At 70.9% G+C, this 16,881-nt stretch carries 19 protein-coding genes and 1 other RNA gene; 9 read left to right on the top strand and 11 right to left on the bottom strand.

The features are described 5' to 3' along the window. Positions 1-100 precede the first annotated feature (100 nt). An RNA gene (gene rnpB / locus ACFWF2_RS15470) (RNase P RNA component class A) lies at positions 101-505 on the bottom strand. 36 nt (positions 506-541) lie between these two features. Here rnpB and ACFWF2_RS15465 point away from each other — a divergent pair. Both ACFWF2_RS15465 and ACFWF2_RS15460 read left to right on the top strand, forming a co-directional pair. Next, on the top strand, positions 542-1,429 hold the full coding sequence (locus ACFWF2_RS15465) for an alpha/beta hydrolase (RefSeq protein WP_379308089.1): 888 nt from the start codon (positions 542-544) through the stop codon (positions 1,427-1,429). A 13-nt stretch (positions 1,430-1,442) separates the two neighbouring features. After that, the gene (locus tag ACFWF2_RS15460) at positions 1,443-2,018 is read left to right on the top strand and encodes an NUDIX domain-containing protein (protein ID WP_379308088.1); all 576 of its coding nucleotides are present in this window, start codon (positions 1,443-1,445) and stop codon (positions 2,016-2,018) included. A gap of 3 nt (positions 2,019-2,021) precedes the next feature. On the opposite strand, the gene ACFWF2_RS15455 is transcribed toward ACFWF2_RS15460, so the two are convergent. The 7 genes from ACFWF2_RS15455 to ACFWF2_RS15425 all read right to left on the bottom strand — a co-directional run bounded on the left by ACFWF2_RS15455 (position 2,022) and on the right by ACFWF2_RS15425 (position 8,839). Further along, a complete protein-coding gene (locus ACFWF2_RS15455) occupies positions 2,022-2,423 on the bottom strand; it encodes an SgcJ/EcaC family oxidoreductase (RefSeq protein WP_379308087.1) in 402 nt (133 codons plus the stop codon). A 176-nt stretch (positions 2,424-2,599) separates the two neighbouring features. Beyond that, positions 2,600-3,088, bottom strand: coding sequence for a GNAT family N-acetyltransferase (locus tag ACFWF2_RS15450; RefSeq protein ID WP_379308086.1), 489 nt, complete (start codon positions 3,086-3,088; stop codon positions 2,600-2,602). 111 nt (positions 3,089-3,199) lie between these two features. Further along, on the bottom strand, positions 3,200-3,904 hold the full coding sequence (locus tag ACFWF2_RS15445; RefSeq protein ID WP_379308085.1) for a S1 family peptidase: 705 nt from the start codon (positions 3,902-3,904) through the stop codon (positions 3,200-3,202). A gap of 125 nt (positions 3,905-4,029) precedes the next feature. Then, positions 4,030-5,238 carry a bifunctional RNase H/acid phosphatase gene (locus ACFWF2_RS15440; protein ID WP_379308084.1) on the bottom strand — a complete coding sequence of 403 codons (1,209 nt, stop codon included), beginning with the start codon at positions 5,236-5,238 and terminating at the stop codon, positions 4,030-4,032. A 16-nt stretch (positions 5,239-5,254) separates the two neighbouring features. Beyond that, positions 5,255-5,992, bottom strand: a complete 738-nt coding sequence (locus ACFWF2_RS15435; protein WP_379308083.1) for a zinc ribbon domain-containing protein — start codon at positions 5,990-5,992, stop codon at positions 5,255-5,257. A 130-nt stretch (positions 5,993-6,122) separates the two neighbouring features. Then, complete coding sequence (locus ACFWF2_RS15430) at positions 6,123-7,238, bottom strand: Nif3-like dinuclear metal center hexameric protein (protein ID WP_379308082.1); 1,116 nt, start codon at positions 7,236-7,238, stop codon at positions 6,123-6,125. Positions 7,239-7,516: 278 nt separating this feature from the next. After that, the gene (locus ACFWF2_RS15425; protein WP_379308081.1) at positions 7,517-8,839 is read right to left on the bottom strand and encodes a pyridoxal phosphate-dependent aminotransferase; all 1,323 of its coding nucleotides are present in this window, start codon (positions 8,837-8,839) and stop codon (positions 7,517-7,519) included. 52 nt (positions 8,840-8,891) lie between these two features. On the opposite strand from ACFWF2_RS15425, the gene ACFWF2_RS15420 reads away from it, so the two are divergent. Both ACFWF2_RS15420 and ACFWF2_RS15415 read left to right on the top strand, forming a co-directional pair. Beyond that, entirely contained in the window at positions 8,892-9,386 is a 495-nt protein-coding gene (locus tag ACFWF2_RS15420) for a low molecular weight protein-tyrosine-phosphatase (protein ID WP_379308080.1), read from the top strand. After that, positions 9,386-10,258 (top strand): SURF1 family protein, encoded by an 873-nt coding sequence (locus ACFWF2_RS15415; RefSeq protein WP_379308079.1) that lies wholly within the window; start codon positions 9,386-9,388, stop codon positions 10,256-10,258. Before ACFWF2_RS15420 ends, ACFWF2_RS15415 begins: the two co-directional genes overlap by 1 nt. 281 nt (positions 10,259-10,539) lie before the next feature. Here ACFWF2_RS15415 and ACFWF2_RS15410 read toward each other — a convergent pair whose 3' ends face one another. Next, positions 10,540-11,466, bottom strand: coding sequence for a cobalamin biosynthesis protein (locus ACFWF2_RS15410; RefSeq protein WP_379308078.1), 927 nt, complete (start codon positions 11,464-11,466; stop codon positions 10,540-10,542). Between the two features lie 117 nt (positions 11,467-11,583). Here ACFWF2_RS15410 and sigJ point away from each other — a divergent pair, with 117 nt between their 5' ends. Further along, the gene (gene sigJ, locus ACFWF2_RS15405) at positions 11,584-12,522 is read left to right on the top strand and encodes an RNA polymerase sigma factor SigJ (RefSeq protein WP_379308077.1); all 939 of its coding nucleotides are present in this window, start codon (positions 11,584-11,586) and stop codon (positions 12,520-12,522) included. 4 nt (positions 12,523-12,526) lie between these two features. Here sigJ and ald read toward each other — a convergent pair whose 3' ends face one another. Further along, positions 12,527-13,639 carry an alanine dehydrogenase gene (ald, locus tag ACFWF2_RS15400; protein WP_379308076.1) on the bottom strand — a complete coding sequence of 371 codons (1,113 nt, stop codon included), beginning with the start codon at positions 13,637-13,639 and terminating at the stop codon, positions 12,527-12,529. A 109-nt stretch (positions 13,640-13,748) separates the two neighbouring features. On the opposite strand from ald, the gene ACFWF2_RS15395 reads away from it, so the two are divergent. Together ACFWF2_RS15395 and ACFWF2_RS15390 are read left to right on the top strand one after the other, a co-directional pair. Then, entirely contained in the window at positions 13,749-14,012 is a 264-nt protein-coding gene (locus ACFWF2_RS15395; protein WP_379308075.1) for a hypothetical protein, read from the top strand. Between the two features lie 24 nt (positions 14,013-14,036). Then, a complete protein-coding gene (locus ACFWF2_RS15390; protein WP_379308074.1) occupies positions 14,037-14,339 on the top strand; it encodes a hypothetical protein in 303 nt (100 codons plus the stop codon). A gap of 124 nt (positions 14,340-14,463) precedes the next feature. Here ACFWF2_RS15390 and ACFWF2_RS15385 read toward each other — a convergent pair whose 3' ends face one another. After that, positions 14,464-15,234, bottom strand: a complete 771-nt coding sequence (locus ACFWF2_RS15385; protein ID WP_379308073.1) for an MBL fold metallo-hydrolase — start codon at positions 15,232-15,234, stop codon at positions 14,464-14,466. A 71-nt stretch (positions 15,235-15,305) separates the two neighbouring features. On the opposite strand from ACFWF2_RS15385, the gene ACFWF2_RS15380 reads away from it, so the two are divergent. Continuing rightward, positions 15,306-16,262, top strand: a complete 957-nt coding sequence (locus tag ACFWF2_RS15380; protein WP_379308072.1) for a GlxA family transcriptional regulator — start codon at positions 15,306-15,308, stop codon at positions 16,260-16,262. A gap of 7 nt (positions 16,263-16,269) precedes the next feature. Further along, positions 16,270-16,785 carry a gamma carbonic anhydrase family protein gene (locus tag ACFWF2_RS15375; RefSeq protein WP_379308071.1) on the top strand — a complete coding sequence of 172 codons (516 nt, stop codon included), beginning with the start codon at positions 16,270-16,272 and terminating at the stop codon, positions 16,783-16,785. The last annotated feature ends 96 nt before the right edge of the window (positions 16,786-16,881 follow it).

The raw sequence follows: 16,881 nt of genomic DNA, 5'->3' as shown, positions 1-16,881 counted from the left end.
ACGATCTTCCAGATGGCCAAGCTGATGTGCTGACCGGTATTCCCGGCTCGACGCGGCGGCGGTTCCCTCTCGGGACCGCCGCCTCGTCGTTCGTCGGAGGCGGACGAGCCGGCCTGTAAGCCGGATCCTGTCCCCGGTTCGCACCGGGGGGCGACCATCCATCTGGACACACCGTTGCCGGGTGCCTCGAGCGGTCCACCCGCAGGCTCGGGCGAGCAGCCCTCGAACACCTGCGCAGCCGCACCGCGAGGTGCGACCTTCGACCTTGCTCCGGGCGGGGTTTACCGAGCCGCCCCGGTCACCCGGGGCGCTGGTGCGCTCTTACCGCACCGTTTCACCCTTACCGCACGTGTGTGCGGCGGTCTGTTTTCTGTGGCACTGTCCCGCGGGTCACCCCGGGTTGCCGTTAGCAACCGCCCTGCTCTGTGGAGTCCGGACTTTCCTCGGCAGCGAGCAGCGGCACCATCGCACCCGTTCTCGTCGCCGCGGTCGCCCGGCCGACTCGTCCGCTCGTACAGAGTACTCGGTACGGTTACGAGCCATGGAACGTGTCGACGTCAGTTTCCCCTCGGGTGACCAGCAGTGCGCTGCCTGGCTCTACCTACCCGACGGTGCGCCCCGGCCGCGCCCGCTGGTGATCATGGGACACGGGCTGGGGGCAACCCGCGAAATGGGGTTGGATCGGTATGCGCGGCGGTTCGTCGCGGCGGGAATGGGGGTGCTGGCGTTCGACTACCGGCATTTCGGGGCCAGCGAGGGTGACCCACGCCAGGTGCTCAACATCGCCCGCCAGCGGCAGGACTGGAAGGCCGCAATCGCCTACGGGCGCAGTATCCGTGGGTTCGACGCGACCCGGATCGCGTTGTGGGGCACCTCGTTCGGCGGCGGGCATGTGCTGTCCGTCGCGCCCGACGACGACTACCTCGCCGCGGTGGTCGCGCAGGTGCCGTTCACCAGCGGGTGGGCCTCGGCGATGGCGAAGGGACCGATCAGCATCACCAAGGTCGTCACCATCGCGGGTGCCGACCTGCTGTTCGGCCCGATCCGGCGCAAGCCGGTGCGGATCCGGCTGGCCGGTCGCAAGCGCGCCGCGGCGCTGATGAGCGCCCCCGACGTGCCGGAGGGGTTCGGCAGGCTGGCCGAGGAGAGCGCGACCTATCAGCCGAAAGTCGGTGCGCGGGTGGCCTTCTCGGCCCTGTTCGACCGGCCTGGCCGACGCGCCAAGGCGCTGAAGGTGCCGGTGTTCTACGCGATCGCCGAGAACGATTCGATCGCGCCGCCCGCCCCGACCCGCAAGGCCGCCGAGCGCACCAAGCACGCGGTGGTCAAGCAGTACCCGGTCGGCCACTTCGACGTGTACTTCGACGACGTGTTCGAACAGGTCGTGCGCGATCAGACCGACTTCCTGGTGTCCGTCCTGCGCCCGTGACCGGTGGGGCACCATGGATGTCATGGAACAGCTCAGCTCGCGCACGATCTACACCAATCCGTGGATGCGGCTGCGGGAGGACACCATTCGCCGCTCCGACGGATCCGTCGGGATCTACGCCGTGGTCGACAAGGCCGATTGGGCGATGGTCGTCCCGTTCGACGGGGAGGGTTTCCATCTGGTCGAGCAGTACCGGTATCCGCTGGGGACGCGGTGCTGGGAGTTCCCGGCGGGCACTCCGCCGCAGGGCACTGCCCCGACCCCGGTCGAGTTGGCGCACAACGAGTTGCGTGAGGAAACCGGGCTGCGGGCCGACCGGATGACGTTGCTCGGCACCATGGCCTCGGCGCCCGCCTCGAGCAGCCAGCGCGGCCACTGCTTCCTCGCCACCGGCCTTACTCCCGGGGAGCCGCAGCGCGAACCCGAGGAGCAGGACATGCGCATGGCCTGGTTCTCCCGCGCACAGCTCGAGGCGATGATCCTGCGCGGGGAGATCATCGACCCACACGCGGTGGCGGCCTACGGCCTGCTGCTCATGCACGAACGCGGCCTCAGTTCCCCGGCGGGCGGCGTTCACGTGCCGGGCTGAGCGCTACTGCGGTGCGATGCGGGTGTTCTGGAACGAGGCGAACAACCAGCGGCCACCGGTGCGCACGGCCGTGCGGATCTGCACCGTCGGGGTCCGCGGCGCCAGCGGGTCCGCGCGCAGGACACTCACTCCGTAGGTGACGAGGACAGCCAGGTCGGCGACCGGAAATCGCACGGTCGTGCGCTCCGGATCCGAGAGCCGGGTGCCGTGCATGAAGCCGTCGAAGCCTTCCTGCATGACCGTCGCCAATTCCGCACGGCCCTGGATGAACTCGCCGATCACGGAGACGAAATCGGCATCCTCGGTGAAGGTGGCGGCGAACGCGGTGCCGTCACCGGCAGCCCAGGCGGCGGACTGGGCTGCCAGCAGCTGCCGCACGGCGGCCGCATCAGCGTCTGTGGTCATCGTGGTCTCCTCTTCTCGCTGTGACGAGCCTACTGTGCGGTACTGCGGCTGTGCGAAACGCTCGATGTGCCACTGCTGGAACGCAATACGCTGCTGCCGACCGCTGGCTACGCCCCGCCTTCCATGAGTCGCCCGCCGCCCTCCGCACCATCGCTGCCGCATCAATACGACCGGATTCAGAGCAGCAGGCGCATCTCGAATTCCATTCGGGGGTCGCCCGGCTCGACCGGCCCGCACGATCCCGTCGGCACGAATCCGTGTCGCCGGTACAACTTCTCGGCGGCGGTATTGCCCTCGGCCACGTCGAGGCGCACCGCCGCACAGCCACGCTCGACCGCCCAGCTCACTGCCGCGTCGATCAGCAGATCCGAGACACCGCGGCCGCGGGCACGCGGATCCACCCACATCGAGACCAGGTGGGCGCTCGCCGCGTCGGTGAGCACCCCCACTGTGCCCACCGTCTCGGTACCTGCCGTCGCCGCGAACTGCGCCCGCGCTCGCAGCACGTCCCGCCAGTCCTGCGCGGTCCGTGCCAGCGCCTGCTCGATGGTCTGGCCGAACACCGTCGGCGCGTCACGCAGCGCGCGCAACCGCACCTCGCGGAACACCGCCCACTCGTCAGGTTCCAGCCGTCTGATTCCGACTGTGCCGTCAGTTTCCCCCATGCCTGCGATTCCAGCATGCCGCCCGGCGCCGGGCAACACGATTTCGGGCTGGGAACGACGACAGAGGCGCATCACCGGGTGGGTGATGCGCCCCTGGGGGTCGAGCTGGGATCAGATCGGCTGGAAGCCCGCGCCGACGCCGCCTGCCCGGTTCAGCACCTCGAGGATGACCCCGATGGGCTGGAAGTAGGCGGGCGAGTGGATCGGGTTGGCGCCGCCGGTGCACGGGACGTCGAAGTCGAGCGGGCCCAGGCCGGTGAGCCTGCCCTGGTTCATGCCGACCAGGCGGTCGCCGACGACGACCGGGCCGCCGGAGTCGCCCGGCTGCGAGCAGTACTGGTTGATCGAGGTGCCTTCGAGCTCACCCCACACCACGCCGCAGCTGCGGCCGCTGGTGCGCCCGTCCGAGCACACCGTGGTGCCGGGTCCGGGCGGGCTGCCGATGCCGGCGACGGTGGTCTGGCCGACGGTGCGGACCGGCAGTACCTTCGACGCATCCAGCTGCAGGACAGCGAAATCCAGGTAGTCGCCGTCGTCGGAGAAGGCGACGGTGCCGATGACACCCGCGTTGAGCGCCTGCTCGGCGCCGACCCGCGCCCCCGTCGGCGCGCAGTGCCCGGCGGTGAGGCCGACAAGGCGGCCCGCGTTGTCATGGCCGATGGCGGTCAGCGAGCAACCGGAGTTGTTGTCGAAGACGATGCCCGAGGCCGCACCGAGCACCACGCTCGGATCGGCCGACACGCTGCCCGCGCCTGCGGACGCGGTGAGCGCCCCCGCGATGGCCGCCGCGAACGCCGCCATCCGTAGAAACCTCATCAAGTACCTTTCTCGATGGCCGCGGCATTCCGCACGCCCGAGTACCTTTCGGGCGCCGGGGCGTCGTCGTTACGCCGACCGCGAACCGGGGCGACCGTACCGCGCCCCGGCGACAAGCGGCTAGCTCACAGGTAGGAAATGTCGTTGACGAGGCGGACAGAGGCGCCGCCGTCGGGGTAGAACTCGGCGATGCACAGCGACGCCAGGTCCAGGTGCAGGCGGTACAGCAGCGACGGGCCGACGCCGAGCGCCAGCTGCAGCAGCGTCTTGATCGGAGTGACATGGCTGACCACGACGATGTTCTGGCCCGGATACAGCGCGACCAGATCCCGGCGCACGCTCGCCACGCGTTCGCGCACCTGATCGAAGCTCTCGCCGCCGGGGGCGGGAATCGACGGGTCGCCGAGCCAGTCCGTGTGCAGTTGCGGATCGCGCTGGGCGGCCTCGGCGAAGGTGAGACCCTCCCAGTCGCCGAAATCGGTTTCGATCAAGCCGTCGAGGACGCGCAACGGCACATCCAGGGCCGCGGCGGCGGCTTCGGCGGTGGACCGCGCGCGCTGCAGCGGAGAGGTCACGACGGCGGCGATATCACCCTTGGCGGCAAGCATTTTCGCGGCCCGCTCGGCCTGCTGGCGGCCGAGATCGGTGAGCGGCGGATTGCCGCGACCGGAGTAGCGGCGCTCGATCGACAGCTCGGTCTGGCCGTGACGCAGCAGCAACAGCCTCGTCGGCCTGCCGAGCGCACCGGTCCAGCCGGGGGCGTTGGCCGAAACCGGCTGTGCCGCAGTGGTCTCGCCATCGAGCGCCAGGGCCACCGGGTCGGTGTCGGCCTGCTCGCCCGCCCTGGCACCGGCAGCGGGCACGGCCACCTGGTCGCCCGGGGCGTGCCCGGCGGAGACGGCTTCGCGGACGGTGCCGACGACGGCGCCGTCGTCCATCGCCTCGTTCGCCAGCCGGTCGGCGTGGGAGTTCTCGGCGCGTGGAATCCAGGTGAAGCTCACCCGGTCGAAGCCCGCGACGAGCGCCCGCGCCTGTTCGGCGAGCGGAATCATCGACGGGTGCTTCACTTTCCAGCGTCCCGCCATCTGCTCGACGACGAGCTTGGAGTCCATCCGCACCGCGACCACCCGCGCACCGAGCTCGGCCGACGCCTCCAGACCGGCGATGAGACCGCGATATTCGGCGACATTGTTGGTGGCGATGCCGACGTATTCCTTGCGCTCGGCGAGCACCCGCACATGATCGGCGGCGAAGACCACCGCGCCGTAGCCGGCAGGGCCCGGATTGCCGCGCGAGCCACCGTCGGCTTCGACGATCACCTCGTGCACGCTCATCGGCGCACCGATCCGATCACAGCCCCGATTCCTTGGTACGCACCATGATCGCGCCGCACTCGGGGCAGCGGACCACGGCGTCGGGCGCGGCCTTGGCGATGCGCTGCATCTCGCCGCGATCGATCTCGATCCGGCAGGCGCCGCAGCGGCGGGCCTGCAACAGGGCTGCGCCGACGCCGTGCGCCGAACGCTGCTTGTCGTAGACGGCGAGCAGTTCGTCGGGGAACAGGCCGATCAGCCCGTCCCGGTCCTTGTCGCACCGCTGCTGCGCCACGTCGAGATCGGCCAGTGCCTCGTCGCGCAGGCGCTCGGCGTCGGCCAGGTCCTGATCGGCCTTGCTCAGGCGGGCGCCCGCGTGGTCGTGGTCGGCGGCCATGGCTTCGCGCTGCTCCATCACGGTCAGCAGCTCGTCCTCGAGCACCGAGCGGCGACGCTCCAGGCTGCCCAGCTCGTGCTGGATCTCGGAGAGCTGCTTGGCGGCGACGGTGCCCGCGGTGAGCATGCCGCGGTCGCGGTCCTCGCGCTTGCGGACGGCGTCGACCTCACCCTCTAGCTTGCGGATGTCGCGATCCAGATCGTCGATGCCGATCTCCACCGCGACGGCCGCGTCCTTGTAGCCGTTGCGCTCGGCCGCCAGGCGCGCCACCTCCTGCTGCTCGGGCAGCGCGCCCCTGCGGTGCGCGATCCGCGTCAACTCGGCATCGACAGTGGCGAGCTGCAACAGCTTGGACTGGACCGACGGTTCGACATTCAACGCGCACGAACTCCTGAACACAGTGGACGGATGGGTTGTTCAACCGTACCGCGCCGCGGGGCGTGCGCACGCCATGACCCGAGGACTGCCGCCGGGCCGGCGTTCGCTCAGCCGTCGACGTGGGCATGGGTCAGCCGGTGACCGTCCACGGGTCGGTGCGCAGGGTGGATACCCGCGTGGCCAGGCCGGGCAGGGCGGTGCGGACGATCTGCTCGGCCTGACCACACCAGGGGAACTCGGTGGCCCAGTGGGCGGCGTCGACGAGGGCGGGGCCGCCGCGGCGGAGGTGTTCGTCGACGGGGTGGTGGCGCAGGTCGGAGGTGAGGTAGGCGTCGACGCCGGCGCGGATGGCCGCGTTCAGGTAGGAGTCGCCCGCACCGCCGCAGACGGCCACCCGCTTGACGACGCGATCGGGGTCACCGGCCGCGCGGACGCCCCAGACGGTGCGCGGCAGGCCGACTCCGACGCGGGCGGTGAATTCGCGCAGGGTTTCGGGCTCGGGGAGTTCGCCGATGCGGCCGATGCCGAGCGAGGACGGCAGCGGTGCGCGTTCGGTGACGTGGTAGGCGGGTTCCTCGTACGGGTGGGCCGCGCGCAGGGCCGCCAGGACGGCCAGGCGCGAGGTCGGCGCCGCGACCACCTCGACGGCGTCCTCGGTGACGGTCTCGACGGTGCCGACCACGCCGAGCGCCGGATTCGCGCCGGGCAGCGGGCGGAACTGGCCGGTGCCCGCGGTGTACCAGGCGGCTTCGCGGTAGTCGCCGATCGCACCCGCGCCCGCGGTGAACAACGCCGACATGAGCGAGGCGGTGTGGGTCTGCGGGACCTGGATCACCCATTTGTCCACGGAGGCAACCGGTTTCGGGTCCAGCGGACCGGTGACCGTGAGGCCGACGGCGGCGGCCAGCGCATCGGAGACGCCGGGGTCGGCGGAGTCGGCGTTGGTGTGCGCGGAGAACAGGGCGCAGCCGGAGCGGATCAACCGGTGCAGCAGAGCGCCTTTGGGCGTGTCGGCGGCGACGGTGTCGACCCCGCGCAGCAGCAGCGGGTGGTGCACGACCAATGCCTGTGCGCCCCATTCGATCGCCTCGTCGACCACGGCGGCGGTGGCGTCGACCGCGAACACCACCTTGGTGACCTCCTGCGCCCGCTCACCGCAGACGAGCCCGACCGAATCCCACGATTCGGCCAGCCTCGGCGGATACGCCGCGTCGAGCACCCCGATCAGTTCGGCCAGGTCGGTCACCGCCGCCTCCTTCGTTCCGTCGACATGCCCGTCACCCTCGGGGTGACGGGATCACCTTGCACCACAACGATGTCCGCCGATTTCCGGCCGCGCCCGACTCGCCGACCCCAGCCGGTGCGGAGCGAGTAGACGCCAGGCTCCGGTGGCGGATCGATTCCCGGACTCCGTCGGCACCGACCTGCACCGACCTGCACCGACCTGCACCGACCTGCACCGAGGCGATATCACCCGTCGCCGAGCGGACGTCGAAACCGGCGTGCGGGGTTCGGCAGGCGCGCTCACCACAGCACGGCCCGCAGACCTTCGATCAACCGGTCGACTTCGGCCGGGCCGCGCACGGCCACGCGCAGATGGTCGGGGCTCAGACCGGGAAAAGTGTCGGCGCGACGGACGGCGATCCCGCGGTCGGCCAGGCGCTTGCGCACCAGTTCGCCGTCGGGCACGCGTACCAGGAGGAACGGCCCGGCGGCCGGGGTGTGCACGTCGATCCCGAGAGCGGTCAGGCGATCGATCATGGCGGTGCGCTCGGCGGCGATCAGGCGGGCGTCGCGCTGGGACTCGACGACAGCCGACGGCGCGGCGGTGGCGATGATCGCCTCGAGCTGGAGGGTACCCAGCGGCCAGTGCGGACGACCGTGGCTGAGCCGGGCCAGCACCTCGGGAGCGCCGAGGACGTAACCGCAACGCAGTCCGGCCAGCGCCCACGTCTTGGTGAGGCTGCGGAGCACGATCACGTCGGGTGCGGACAGCCAGGCCAGCGATTCCGGTTCGGCGTGCAGCGTGGGCCCGGGGTCTGCCACCGGATCGGCATGCGCCGTGGGACTTGCGTGCGACAGGTGTGTGGAGTGCAGCGCGGCCTCCGCCGCCGCCGACTCAGCGTGCGCCGCCGACTCAGCGTGCGCCGCTGGCCGGGCGTGCGCCGCCGACTGGGCGTGCGCCGCCGACTGGGCGTGCGCCGCTGGCCCGGCATGCGCCGCAGGCTCAGCGTGCGGCGCTGACTGGGCGGGCACCACGGGCTCGCCAGGCACCACGGGCTGGGCGGGCGCGGGGACGTCTCGCGCCACCGCGTCGGCGAAAGCTTCGTCGACGACGACGAGGCGACCCGGCCGCCGTAGCGCCTGGATGGTGGCGGCGGGATGCAGGATCGAGGTGGGGTTGGTTGGATTGCCGAGGACGACGAGATCGGCATCCTCGGGGACCAGCGCGGGGTCGAGTGTGTACGGCCGTTCCAAGATCACCCGCGTCACCGGGACGCCCGCTTCCCGCAATGCCAGTTCGGGCTCGGTGAAGGACGGGTGGATGACAGCGGCCAGGCGCGGGTCCAGGCGGGGCAGCATGGCGAACCCTTCGGCGGCGCCTGCCAGCAGCAGCACCTCGTCGGGGGTGCGGCCGTGGCGGGCGGCGACGGCGGCGCGGGCGGCGGCCTCGTCCTCAGCGCTCGGGTAGCGACCGAGGTCGTCCAGACGGGCGGCGAGGCGACGGCGCAGCCAGGCCGGTGGGGCGGCGCCGCGGACGTTCACCGCGAAATCGAGCATCCCAGGGCGCGCTTCCACGTCGCCGTGGTGGCGCAGCATCGCGGGGTCGACGGAGTCCTGGAACACAGTTGAACACCCTACGTGGCGGCGATTCGGCGGCCCGGGCGAGAATGGCTCCGTGGGACAGCTGCACGTGTCATTCATCTGCACAGGAAACATCTGCCGCTCGCCGATGGCGGCGAAGATGTTCGAGGCGCATCTGTACCGTGCCGGTCTCGCGAACCGGGTACGGGTGACCAGCGCGGGCACCGGATCGTGGCATGTCGGCGATCCGGCCGATCCGCGTACCGAGACGACGCTGCGCCACGCCGGCTATTCCACCGACCACATCGCGGCCACCTTCGGTCCCGAACATCGCGACGCCGACCTGATCGTCGCCCTCGACACCGGGCACGACCGGGAGCTGGCGCACCGCGGCGTGCCCACCGAACAGCGCAGGCTGCTGCGCAGCTTCGACCCCGCCGCCGACGGCCGTGACGTGCCCGACCCGTACTACGGCGACCAGTCCGACTTCGACCTGGTCCGCGATCAGATCGAAGCCGCTGTCCCCGGCCTGCTCGACTGGGTGCGCGCCGAACTCGACGTCCGCACCCCCGCCGACGCGCAACGCTGATGCGCAAACTCACGTTCCTGCTGCGCCCGAGCTGGCTCATCCTCGCCGTGATCGTCGCGGCGTTCGCCTACCTGTGCTTCACCGTCCTCGCGCCGTGGCAGCTGGGCAAGAACACCAGCACCGAGCACCGCAACCAGCTGATCGCCGACTCGGTGCAGGCCGACCCGGTGGACGTGGTCAGCGTTCTCGACGGAGACCCGACCGCGCACACCGAATGGCGCAAGGTCACCGCGAGCGGCGCGTTTGTCCCTGACTCGACCGTCCTGGTACGCCTGCGTCATCTCGACGGCGCCCCCGGCTACGCCGTCCTCGACGCCTTCCGCCTGGACGACGGCCGCACCCTGCTCGTCGACCGCGGCCTGGTCGCCGCCGTCGACGGCACCCGTCCCCCGGCGATCGCCGCGCCCCCGACCGGCCCCCAGCGCCTCGAAGCCCGCGTGCGCGCCTCCGAAGGCGTGGTCGCGGACAAGCCGCCGAGCACCCAGGACGGCTACCGCCAGGTGTATACGGTCGACACCGCCCAGGAATCCACCGTCCTCGGCACCCGGCTCACCGATATCCCCACCGGCACGGACAAGGGCGGCTACCTCCAACTGGCCGAGGGCCAGCCCGGCGCCTTCACCCCCACCCCGCTCCCCCAGCTCGACGCGGGCCCCTACCTCTCCTACGGCCTCCAATGGCTGGCCTTCGGCATCATGGCCCCCCTCGGCCTCGGCTATTTCGTCGTCGCCGAACTCCGCGCCCGCCGCCGCGACCGCGCCGGCACGGAAGGCACCTCGACCACCGAGACCACCCCGGCCGACGAGCAGGCCACCCCGGCCCCGCCGACCACCGAAGCCCGCCTGGCCGACCGCTACGGCCGCAACCGCTGACGCCGACACGACCTGCTTCGTCAAACCGGTATGCGGCGACATGCCGCGGGTGCTGACCATCGTGTTCGGCTTCGAAGCCGTCCAGCCCGGCCGCTGAGCACCGGCTGATCCGGCAGACAGGCGAGGCGTCGAACGGACATCTTCGGCCGATGAACGCTCCCGTGTTCAGACCTCCACGTTCGGGTCCGCACGGCGTCTGTGCCCGTTCTGGTCTATCCAGCCCTCGTGATCATCCTGCTGATCAAGCGGCGCTCCATCGAACCGGCCGCCGCTCAGACAGTTCAGCCCCGCACCGCGCGCATCCCCGCGACCAGCACCGATACCACCAGCGCCCCCACCTGCACCGCCTCGGACATGCGAACCGCCCGGCGCAGATCGGCCGTGGTCGGTGCGGGTCCGTCACCCAGCGTCGGCCGGAGTTCGGCACCGTGCCGGTACTGGGTCCGGCCACCGAGACGGACACCGAGGGCCCCGGCCATGGACGCTTCCACGACACCGGCATTCGGGCTCGGGTGTTTGGCCGCATCCCGCCGCCACGCCCGCCACGCGGCGGCGGGCGTCCCACCGACCAGCGGCGCGAGCGCGGCTGTGATCAGTCCGGTGACCCGGGCGGGAACGACATTCGCCAGGTCATCGGTGCGCGCGGCGGCCCACCCGAACCGCAGGTACCGCTCGTTGCGGTAGCCGACCATCGCGTCGAGCGTGTTGACAGCCCGGTACCCGAGCAGCCCCGGCACCCCGGCGACAGCGCCCCACAGCAGCGGCGCGACGGTCGCGTCGGCGGTGTTCTCGGCGACCGATTCCAGCGCCGCGCGGGCCAGCCCGTCCGCGTCGAGCACCGACGGATCACGTCCGCACAGCGAGGGCAACAGCTCCCGGGCCCCGTCGATGTCACCGGCGTCGAGCCGCTCGGCCATCGCCTGCCCGGCGCGCGCCAGGCTGCGTCCGCCGAGGGCGGTCCACGTGGCCAGCGCGGTCGCGAGCACACCGCCGCGCGCGGCCAGCACCCCGATCCCGACCACCGAGCCCACCGCGACCACCTCGTGCACCACACCGGCACGTCGATCGTCGGCATAGGTCACCTGTTCCAAAGCCGCTGCCGCTGAGCCGAATCCGGCTACCGGATGCCAGCGGCGCGGATCGGCGAACACTCGATCGAGCGCGAATCCCAGCATCAGCCCGACCGCGGTCGATGTCCCCTTCTGCACCCGGCCGAGGGTAGCCGACAGCGGGAATGTCACACCCGTCCCCGCTGGTTCGTCATCTCTGCGACCACCCTCATACACTCGCCCGGACCGGGCCAGACGACCGAACGGCGAACAACGATGACCGACGCACCCCAGCAGCTCGACCAGGCCGAACTGGCCCGCCGCTTCGAGGAACACCGCCCCTACCTGCGCCGCCTCGCCTACAGCACGCTCGGCAGCCTCACCGACGCCGAGGACGTGGTGCAGGACGCGTGGCTGCGCCTGCAACGCCACCACGAGGCGGGCAAGGCGGGCGAGATCGACAATCTGCGCGCCTGGCTGACCACCGTCACCGGCAGGCTCGCCCTCGATCACCTCGGTTCGGCGCGTGCCCGCCGCGAACAGTATGTCGGCGAATGGCTGCCGGAACCGGAGGTCACCACCTGGGACGACCCGGCCGACCGGATCTCCCAGGACGAACGGGTCACCACCGCGCTGCTGGTCGTGCTGGAATCGCTGTCCCCGGCCGAGCGAACGGCTTTCGTCTTGCAGGACGTGTTCGGCATGACCGGTCCCGAGGTCGCCGAGGTCGTCGGCCGCACCCCGGCCGCCGTCCGTCAGCTCGCCTCCCGTGCCCGCAAGCACGTGGAGTCCGGCACCCCGCGCTTCCCCGCCTCGCCCGCCGAACAGGAGAAGGTCGTCTCGGCGTTCTCGCTGGCCTGGCGCTCGGGCGATCTGAGCTCGCTGCTCGGCATCCTCGACGAGAACGTGGTACTCACCGCCGACGGTGGCGGCAAGGTGCCCGCCATCCGCCAGCCGCTGCACGGCGCCGAGCTCATCGCCAAGGCGCTGCTCGGTTGGTACCACGCGCCGTCGGCGTCCGGGGCGTGGGGCCGGGCGGTCCTGGTCAACGGTGTGCCCGGCCTGGTGGTGTTCGACGGCGCCAATACCGGCGTCTTCTCGTTCGTCGTCGATGCGGGCCGCATCGTCGCGATCAATATCGTCCGCAACCCCGACAAGCTGCACGACCTGCCGACCGAGGGCGCACCGGACTGGTACCTGGGCGCAGGCGAGTAGGAGCTCAGACGCCGAGCGAATACCCGTGCGCCGCAGCCACTTCGGATGACAGCAGTTTTCCGTCGACGGCCGTGAGCCCGGCAGCCAGTCCGGGATCGGCGGCGCACGCACCACGCCAGCCCTGGTCGGCGATCGCGGTCGCGAACGGCAGGGTGGCGTTGGTGAGGGCAACGGTGGAGGTGTGCGGCACGGCGCCCGGCATGTTCGCGACGCAGTAGAACAGCGAATTCGCCACGGGGAAGGTGGGATCGGCGTGCGTCGTCGGCCGGGTGGAGGCGAAGCAGCCGCCCTGGTCGACGGCGATGTCGACGAGCACCGAACCGGGTCGCATCCCCGCGACGAGCTCGTCGGACACCAGCTTGGGCGCCTTGGCGCCGGGCACCAGCACCGACCCGATCACCAGATCAGCGGCGAGCACGGCCTTTTCGATCTCGAGCGCGTGCGAGGCGAGGGTGCCGACCCGGCCCGCGAAGCGGGCGTCGAGCTCGCGCAACCGTGCCAGATTGGTATCGAGGACGCTCACCCTGGCGCCCATCCCGACCGCGACGCTCGCCGCGTTGGTCCCCGCGACGCCGCCGCCGAGCACCACCACATCGGCCGGGCGCACACCGGGGACCCCGCCGAGCAACGTGCCCTCGCCGCCCATCGGCGCCATCAGGTGATAGGCGCCCACCTGGGTGCCGAGCTTGCCCGCGACCTCGCTCATCGGCGCGAGCAGCGGCAGCGAACCGTCCGCGCCCCGCACCGTTTCATACGCGATCGCGGTGATCCCGGAGTCCAGGATCGCGTCGGTGCATTCCTTCGACGCGGCCAGGTGCAGATAGGTGAACAGCACCTGGTCGCGCCGCATCCGCGAATACTCCTGCGCGATGGGCTCTTTCACCTTCAGGATCAGCCCGGCCTCGGCCCAGACCGCGTCGGCGTCCGGCACGATCCTGGCGCCCGCGGCGAGATAGTCCTCGTCGCCGAATCCCGAACCTGTTCCGGCACCGGCCTGCACGAGCACCTCGTGCCCGTGCGCGGCCAGTTCGGTGGCGCCCGCCGGGGTGAGCGCCACCCGGAACTCCTGCGGTTTGACCTCCGCCGGCACACCGATCGTTTCGCCTGTTCCCGTCATTGCGCCAGCTTAGGACTCCCGCCGACGGGAGTCAGCCGGTTGGATCATCGCGTGTCGGAGCCAGGTTCACGGTGACGGTGTCACCGATGCCGCCGCGGGAGCGGCGCCGGTGGTGGTCGTCGCGGGCGGCGCGGCGGACGTAGCCGCCGGTGTGGTCGTCACCGGTTGCGTCGTGGCAGGCGGCGCGACGGTGGTCGTCGGCGGTGTTTCGCCGCACTGGCCGGGGCCACAGTTGTCGGTGCCGCAATCCGGACCCGGCATGCAGGTGTGGCCCGGCGGCAATCCGCATTCGTTGTGTCCGCAGCTGTCCGTGCCGCAATCCGGGCCCGGCACACAGGTGTATCCCGGCGGCGGCTCCTGCGTCGGCGACTGATACCACGACGACTCCGGCGCCTGCGTGGGCGAGTGGTACCACGACGACTCCGGCGCGGCCTGGCCACCCGGTACCGCGGCACCGCCGTCGCCCGGATTCGCAGACGGCGTCACCGAACTCGTCGCAGGCTTCGTCGTGGTGACCGAGGTCTGGGACACCGAACTCGACCCCGGCTCACCCGTACCGGACCCGTTCGACGAACACGCGGTCAACGCCAACACCAACGCGACCAGGGCCAGCAGCACCCGCACCAGCGCGCGTGACCGGCCACTCCTTCGCTTCTTCAGCAACTCATCTCCTGTAGTGGTGGAAACCCGCGCCCGGTGAACCTGGCGCGGGCGATCGAATCCCCGAGTTCTGAAACCAGTCGTTTCGAAAACTAATCATTTTGTCTGCAGCCACCGTTAACAGTCCTGACCGACCGCAGCCTCGGAAGCGCAGTCAGCAGCCCTCAGACCGCGAACACCTCACCCCGCACCGGAATGCGAAGCTGCCCAGCGCGATCGGCATAGGCGAAGGTGCGCTCGAGGTAGTCCAGCGACTCGCTGAAGTGGCCCCAGCCCTCCGCGTGCACCGCGACGACGACCGCGTCACCGAGAACGGTGGCGGCCTGAACGGCGGTGCGTGCGTTGAGCGTCACGTCACTGTCGCCGAACCGGCCGATATTCGCGGCGCCGATATTGAGCACCGCGACGTCGATCCGCCCGATCCGCTCGACGATCTGCTCGACCAAGGGGACGGACGCGTTGTCTCCGGAGACGTAGACGGTCGGCTCCCCCTCGGCACGCAGTACGAAACCGGTGACCACGCCGCTGAGCGGCTCGCAGCCCTCGGGCCCGTGCAGCGCGGGCACCGCGGTCACCTCGACATCGCCGACCGTGACGGTCTCCCACGGGACCAGCCCGCGCACACCGTCGATCCGGCCCGCGGCATCGGGTGTCGAGAGCACGGTCTCGACCTGAGCCAGCAGCGCACGCCCCGCGGTGTCGAGGTTGTCGGCGTGCTGATCGTGTGAGAGCAGCACGACATCGATCGTGCCGATCGCCTCGACCGGCACGGCGGGACCGCTGAGCTTGTGCAGCGTGATCGGCCCCGGGTAGTCGCCCGGCTCGTCGAAGGTCGGGTCGGTGAGCCAGGTCAGGCCCGCGTACCGGAAGCGCAGGGTCGGACCACCGATGTGCAAGGCGTCGAGCAGCATTGGGCGGGTGATCGTCTCGGTCATGCCGACAACTTTCGCCGACGGCGACACTCCACGACAGTGGCCTTCAGGTCGACCATCGCTAAGATCGGGCCATGCGCTCGGTGGCGGTCATCGCGTTCGACGGGATCAGTCCGTTCCATCTGTCGGTGCCGACGCTGGTGCTCGGCCGGTCCGGCACCGGCGTCGACGGCGATTCACCCTACGACGTGCGAGTATGCGCCGAGCAACCCGGAACACTTTCCACCGCAGCGGGTTTCGACATCACCGTGCATCACGGCCTCGACACGGTGGCCACGGCCGAGCTGGTGGTCTTCCCCGGCTGGCTGCACGGCCTGGACGTCTCCCCCGCCCTGAACGACGCGGTGCACACCGCGCACGCGAACGGCGCCCGGCTGGTCGGCCTGTGCCTCGGTGCCTGGGCGATCGCGGCGACGGGCCTGGCCGACGGCCGCGAACTCACCACGCACTGGGCCGCCGCGGAGGCCATGGCCCGCGCCTATCCGCGAGTCCGGGTGCGCGCCGACACCCTGTGGACCGACCTCGGCGACGTGATCACCTCCGCGGGCGTCGCCGCCGCCCTGGACTGCTGCCTGCACATCGTCCGCGGCGACCTCGGCGCCCGCGCCGCCACCGAGCTGGCCCGCGCACTGGTCACCGCGCCGCACCGCAACGGTTCGCAGGCCCAGTTCATCCCGGTCGCGGTCCCCGAGGAGGACACCGCAGACCCGATCGAGCAGGCGATGGTGTGGGCGCGCACCCGCCTCGAGACGGAGATCGATCTCGACATCTGGTCGCGCGCGGCGCTCATGTCGCGACGCACCTTCACCCGGCGCTTCCGCGAACGCACCGGCACCAGCCCGCAGCAGTGGCTGTTGCAGCAGCGCACCGACCATGCCCGGCTGCTGCTGGAGTCGACCGACGAGACCGTCGACCGGATCGCGCGCGACACCGGTTTCGGCAGCGCGGTGAGCCTGCGCCACCACTTCCATCGCATGCTCGGCACCAGTCCGGCGGCCCACCGCGCCCAGTTCCGCGGGGCGGCGCGATAATCACCGCATGATCATCAAGGTGTCCGGGTTCGCGCCGGAAATCGACGACACTGCCTGGATCGCGCCGAACGCGACCGTCATCGGGCGGGTGAGCCTGGCCGCCGAGGTCGGCGTCTGGTATTCGGCTGTGCTGCGGGGCGACCTCGAGCAGATCATTCTTGGCGCGCGCACCAATATCCAGGACGGTTGCGTCCTGCATGCCGACCCCGGTTTCCCGCTCACCGTCGGCAGTGGAGTCTCGGTGGGACACAACGCGATTCTGCACGGCTGCACCATCGGCGACGACGTTCTGGTCGGCATGGGCGCGACCGTCCTCAACGGAGCGGTGATCGGCGCGGGCAGCCTGATCGCGGCCAATGCCCTGATCCCCGAGGGTGCGCAGATTCCGCCCGGCTCGCTGGTCGCCGGTGTTCCTGGCAAGGTGCGCCGGGAGCTGACCGAGGCGCAGCAGGACGGAATCAAGCTCAACGCGGCCGTCTATGTGCACAATCTGGCGGCGCATCGCACGGCCGAGGTGTTGTGAGTCATCACACTGAGCAAGTGACCAGTTGGGATACCTGATAGCATTTGCCCTGCGTATTGCGTCCGGCCATAGAGTGCGGCGGCCGGCACCGGATAC

It is taken from the genome of Nocardia sp. NPDC060259 (assembly GCF_042728775.1).
GTDB lineage: Bacteria > Actinomycetota > Actinomycetes > Mycobacteriales > Mycobacteriaceae > Nocardia.
Note: the sequence above shows the minus strand (reverse complement) of the source record. Positions and strands in the feature narration are given on the sequence as shown.

Bases quoted from the DNA above. Each gene is read 5' to 3' on its own strand.
- ACFWF2_RS15465 (WP_379308089.1), top strand. From the start codon at position 542: ATGGAACGTGTCGACGTCAGTTTCCCCTCGGGTGACCAGCAGTGCGCT.
- ACFWF2_RS15445 (WP_379308085.1), bottom strand. From the start codon at position 3,904: ATGAGGTTTCTACGGATGGCGGCGTTCGCGGCGGCCATCGCGGGGGCG.
- ACFWF2_RS15375 (WP_379308071.1), top strand. From the start codon at position 16,270: ATGATCATCAAGGTGTCCGGGTTCGCGCCGGAAATCGACGACACTGCC.
- ACFWF2_RS15460 (WP_379308088.1), top strand. From the start codon at position 1,443: ATGGATGTCATGGAACAGCTCAGCTCGCGCACGATCTACACCAATCCG.
- ACFWF2_RS15455 (WP_379308087.1), bottom strand. From the start codon at position 2,423: ATGACCACAGACGCTGATGCGGCCGCCGTGCGGCAGCTGCTGGCAGCC.
- ACFWF2_RS15450 (WP_379308086.1), bottom strand. From the start codon at position 3,088: ATGGGGGAAACTGACGGCACAGTCGGAATCAGACGGCTGGAACCTGAC.
- ACFWF2_RS15385 (WP_379308073.1), bottom strand. From the start codon at position 15,234: ATGACCGAGACGATCACCCGCCCAATGCTGCTCGACGCCTTGCACATC.
- ACFWF2_RS15380 (WP_379308072.1), top strand. From the start codon at position 15,306: ATGCGCTCGGTGGCGGTCATCGCGTTCGACGGGATCAGTCCGTTCCAT.
- sigJ (WP_379308077.1), top strand. From the start codon at position 11,584: ATGACCGACGCACCCCAGCAGCTCGACCAGGCCGAACTGGCCCGCCGC.
- ACFWF2_RS15415 (WP_379308079.1), top strand. From the start codon at position 9,386: ATGCGCAAACTCACGTTCCTGCTGCGCCCGAGCTGGCTCATCCTCGCC.
- ACFWF2_RS15440 (WP_379308084.1), bottom strand. From the start codon at position 5,238: ATGAGCGTGCACGAGGTGATCGTCGAAGCCGACGGTGGCTCGCGCGGC.
- ald (WP_379308076.1), bottom strand. From the start codon at position 13,639: ATGACGGGAACAGGCGAAACGATCGGTGTGCCGGCGGAGGTCAAACCG.